General features: G+C 61.6%; 1 protein-coding gene. It reads right to left on the reverse strand.

Annotated features, from left to right (window positions below; genetic code table 11):
• Positions 1-101 precede the first annotated feature (101 nt).
• Positions 102-4,739: a translocation/assembly module TamB domain-containing protein gene (locus tag VFO93_RS07710; RefSeq protein ID WP_325133776.1), complete on the reverse strand. Its 4,638-nt coding sequence runs from the start codon at positions 4,737-4,739 to the stop codon at positions 102-104.
• Positions 4,740-4,980: the final 241 nt, after the last annotated feature.

The following is a 4,980-nucleotide window of genomic DNA, read 5'->3' on the forward strand; positions in this document are numbered from 1 at the left end:
AGCCGGCGCAGCCGCTCCTGCGCTTAAGTGGTCAGCCCACGCAGCGGGCGTATCCGTTAAATCCTAAAAATCCGTTTCAATCTGCGGTCTTGAAGCGGCGGTTAGAGGGGAGTGCGGGTGTCCTCTTCTACCGTCAGCACCTCGCGGGCGCGTTGCTGGTTGCGGGCGCGGCGGGTGGGTTTTTCGCGGCCGAATAGCTCACGCAGCGAGTTGAACTCTTCGGTGTGCAGCAGCGAAATGCCGGCGCGCGCCTGGTTCTGGTTCAGGTTATTGACGAGGTCGGCGGTGCGGGGCGTGGTTTCGTAGCGCAGCTTGGCCCGGAACTTACCATCGGGGCGCAGGAAATATTCGAGGCTGAAATCGCCGAGTAGCGACGTTTGGTTGGTGGTCGTGATGCCGCCCGTGGTGGTGCTGGTAGAGGTATTGCTGATGCCACCCTCGCGGGTCAGGCGCAGGCGGCCATTGAGGAAGGAGTAGCTCAGGCGCACTTGCAGGGCTTGCAGCTGGTCGGCGGTGAGGCCGTTGATATTGAAGTCGATTTCCAGGTTCTGGTCAATCTGCGACGTCAGCGCTCCGAGCTGCGACGAGATAATCTGCCCTAAGCTATTCTGTACTAAGCTGTTCTGGGTGCCGCCGGCCTGGCCCGTCAGCGAAATGCCCGCAAAGCCGCTCACGTTTTGCGGTGATAGCGTGCGGAATACCAACAGGCTGAACACCTGCCGGTTCAGCTCCTGCTCGTCGTTGCGCAGCAGCGCGATGAACGAGGCCAAGTCGTTTTGAAGCGAGCTGGGCGCGTCGTCAAACTCCAGCGCCAGCTTGATGGTGGGCAGCAGTAGCGGCCCGGTCAAATTCATCACGGCCGTAACCGGTACCACGGCCGCGCCTGCGCCGGCCCCCGTGCCAGTGCCCCCTTGCAGAATCGGGGCCAGTGAGGTGCGCTGCGTGTAGGTGGCCGTCACATTCATCTGCCCGTCGAGCGGGTCGCCGTTCCAGGAGATAACGCCGCCCGGCCGCACCACAAACTCTTTATTAACAAGCCCTTGTAACGTAAAATTGTACGCGCCGCGCACGATTTCTACCTGCCCGTACATGTTGAAATCGCCCCGCGTATCGATGTTCAGGCGCAACTGCCCGGTGGCCGCGCCCCGGATTACGTCGCCGGTGGCTTCGTCCAGCAATATTTCGAGATAGGCATCAGGCGTCACCGTCAGGTTCATATTAAGCTGAATGCCTGACAAGTCTACCTTGTTTTGCGCGGCCAGCGCGGCGGCCGTCACGGCCTGCCGCCGCTTCACCGAGTCGGGCAGGTTGCGGTTCACAAACTTGATGTAGCTGGCTTGCTCGGCCTTGGCCGCGTTGTCGAGGGGTAGTGCCAGGCGCGTGCCGGCCTCCGAGGAGGCACGCACGTCCACTACTAGGTCATCGACGGGGCCGCGCACGGTGGCTGTGCCAGTGGCGTAGGCCGTGCCAAAATACAGGTCGTTGTCCTTGCGCGTGGTGCTGAGCACCTGAAACTTACGGAAATTCGCCCGCAGGTTCAAACTCATATTCTGGAAGCCCTGGTGGTTCACGGTGCCATCCACGGTGCCCACGTTGCCCTGCGCGTCGCGCAGCTTGATGCCCGGCAGCAGGATGCTCGTGTTGGTAAACGTGATGCGGTCGGCGAACGTGTAAGTCGTGCCCAGGTAGCCGAAGGTGAAGCGCCCGTTCTGCACGTCCACCGCGCCCGTGAGGTTAGGCGCGCTAAACAGGCCGGTCAGCATCAATTCGCCCTGGCCGGTGCCGCCCAGCTTGTCCAGAATGCCCGCCAGAAAGGGCTGTGCCAGCACCACCGGCGCATCGTTGAGCTTGCCAGTGAGGTTGAACTGCTGAGTAGTCGATTTGGGGGCCAGGTAGCCCGTCACGGTCAGTACGCGCTGCTGCTGGCGGGCCACGTCGAGGTTCACCCGCAGCTGGCCGCTGGGGTTGTCCCAGTCGCCGCGCCCGGCCACCTGCCCGATGGCTACGCCCTCGTACACCAGTGAATCGACGGCTAGCGTGCTGTTGATAGCCAGGTTGTTATAAATGCCGCTCACGCTGGCCTTCATGTTCAGCCGCCCGCCCAGCCGCTGGCCGGTCACGGAGTTGAGCGTGCCAATGTCGAAGTTGGCGATGTCCAGCTCCAGCGGCGGCTTGCTGGCATCGGGCGAGATAAAGCCCTGCGCGCTCAGCCGCTGGCTGCCGTTGCTGAGCACGAAGTTTTGAATATCGAACTGTTTGCCGTAGTCGCTGATACGCACCACGTTATCGGCCGCGATGGTGTACTCCTTATCCAGCAGATGCAGCCCACTCTGGCGAAAAACCACTTCCACTTGGCGCGGCAAAAACGACAGCGCTCCGTTGATGTTGGCGCGGTTGGTAGTGCCGCTCTGGGCCAGCGAAGTAGAGAAATTGATGCGCTGCTGGTCCCACACGCCTTCCACCACAAACTTCTCGGTGTTGCCCAGCCCCGGCAGCACCTGGCGCGCCGAAGTCACGCTGGCCTGGGCCAGCACCTCGGGTTTATAAGGCAGCTTCGAAGTCGAAAAGTCGAATTCCGTGCCCACCGTATGCACCGGCCCGTACCAGATGCTATCAAACCGCCCGCCGAGCTGAATAATCGAGGTTTCGCCCTGCCGGAACGAGCCATCAACGTGGCTGTTGTCAGCCACTTGCAGGTCGGGCATCAGCAAATCCAGAATCGGATTTACGTGCTTAAGGTTAGCGGTAAAATCTATCTGGTACACCGGCAGCGCCTGCTGCCGCTTGCGCCGGTAGTAGGCGGCCGTGGCGGCGGCGTTACTCTCAAAATTGAGCCGGTACTCGTGCCATAGCATTTCCAGGTCGCGGCGCACGGCGTTGGTTTCGAAGCGCCCGGTGGCCGACAGCGCCAGCAGCTCCGAGCGCAGCGTTACCGAGCGCTGCCCTTGGCTGTTGCGGGTGCTGAGCACATCCAGCGTATCGAGGTCCAGCGTCTGGTTGCGCAGCACAAAGCGCGAGTTGCGCAACCGGGCATAGCCGAGCAGCGAATCGAGCTGCGTGCCGCGCAGGTGCACCTGCGCGTTGGTGCGCACTACCAGCGGCTCGCTCATGAAGCCCAGCGCGCCGAGATTTAGGCGGCCGATAGCGGCGTTAATATCCACTACCTGGTGGCGCGGGTTGAGGTCGATTTCGCCGTTGGCGCTCAGCTGTACGGCTGGGTCGTTGGCCGTTATTTTGCCCTTGAAGCCCTGCCCGGCAAAGTCGCCGTCGAGCGTGAGGTTGTGGTAGCGGTAGCCGTTGAGCCAGATGGCGGGCACCGTGGCCACAGCGTGCCCCTTGGCCAGCGGCGGCACAAAGCCAGTGCCTGTCACGCGCCCGCTCAGCGTCACGTCCCGAATCACCGACTCATCGCCCAGGAATTTGCCCAGCTGAAAGGCCGTGCTCTGCACGTCGCCCTCGTACACGGCGTGGTCGAAGTCGCTCTTGGTCTTGAGGTTAAGGTCGGTCGAGACCTTCCCCAGCGCGGTGTCAAACGAGGCGTTGGCCACGAAATCGGTCACGAATCCCACAAACTGCCCATTCAGCTTCACTAAGCCCAGGCGTTGCACCAGCGTATTGGCCGTCGGCGGTAGCCAGCGGCGCAGGTCGGCGGCGTCTACCTGCGAGGGTTTCAGGCGCAAATCCATCAGGCTTTCACGCCAGTTAGGCAGGTTGTCGGCGTGGGCACGAGTAGCCACAATGTGCGTGCGGCGGCCGTAGCGCACATCGAGGTTTTTTATTTGAAAATCACGCACGTAGCCCTTGGCATCGCCCGAAATCTGAATAGAGTCCTTGAGCGAAGCCAGCTGCGGGGCAAACTTGGCAATGTCGTCGGTGTAGATTTTGGCCCCGCGCAGCTGCGTAATCACCCGCATCGAGTCGTTGAAATCCGAGAAGTTGCCGAAGCGCCGGTACTCGAAGCGCAGATACTTTTGAAGCTGGCTGCGGCCCACGCGCAGCTTCAGGTTTTTGAAATCCCAGAAGTGCTCATGATACTGAATATCAGCCGTTAGCTCGCGCAAACGGGTCTTAGAAGGTACTTCCACTGCCCGCAACCCAGCCACCCGCGCCCGCAGCGTATCTGTCTTGAAATTCAAGGCCGAAATAGTGGCGTATACGCTATCGACCTGCATGTGCGCGTAGTCGATGCTACGGCCGTAGGCGGGGTCGCGGGCGCGGTCGGGGCGCTCCAGCTCAAAGTGCCCGTTGCGAATGGCAATGTCGTGCAGCTGAAAATCAAACGGCTTCGAATCCTTCTTAGTCGAGTCGGGCGGCCCGGCCAGCCGCCGGATGGCGCTCAAAAACTGGTCGAGGGTAGTAGAATCAGGCTGCCCGGCCACGTCGCGCAGGGCAAAGCGCGGCTCATCGAGTGTGAGCGTGCCCACGTGTAGGTGGCTGGGGTCGAATACCGAAAACAGCTGAATATCAGCATCGGCCCGGCCGATGCTAAATAGCTCGCCGCCGCGCCGGTCGCGCACGCGCACGCCTTCGAGCAGCACGTGCGAGAAAGGCCGAATGTCAAGGCCCGCTATCTCAACCCGTTGGCCCAGCTTCTCGGTGAGTACGGTGGCCGCTTTTTGCACCAGGCTGGTTTGCACGCTCGGCACCCGCAGGGCCAGTAGCGCACCACCTATCAGCAGCAGCACGAGCACCAGCAGGCCCAGCAAGGTTTTGAACAGGATGCGAAAAGCGCGGCGCACGAAAGGAGGCAAAAACGGGTTAGCAGCCGGTAGGCGTGGCGATTAAAACGCAAAGGTGCGGCTTTTCGCGCACAGTGCTTCCGCAAACGCGGTAGGTAGTCGGCAGGTTCGCCCGACCTTTGCGGGAGGAGTCGTGAGTTTACGCCCGTCATGCTGAGCGCAGCGAAGCATCTCGCTCGCTTCGTTGTTTACGCAATGAGTTACTGCACCACGCGAGATGCTTCGCTGCGCTCTGCATGAC

The sequence above is a fragment of the Hymenobacter sp. genome (assembly GCF_035709525.1).
Taxonomy (GTDB): domain Bacteria; phylum Bacteroidota; class Bacteroidia; order Cytophagales; family Hymenobacteraceae; genus Hymenobacter.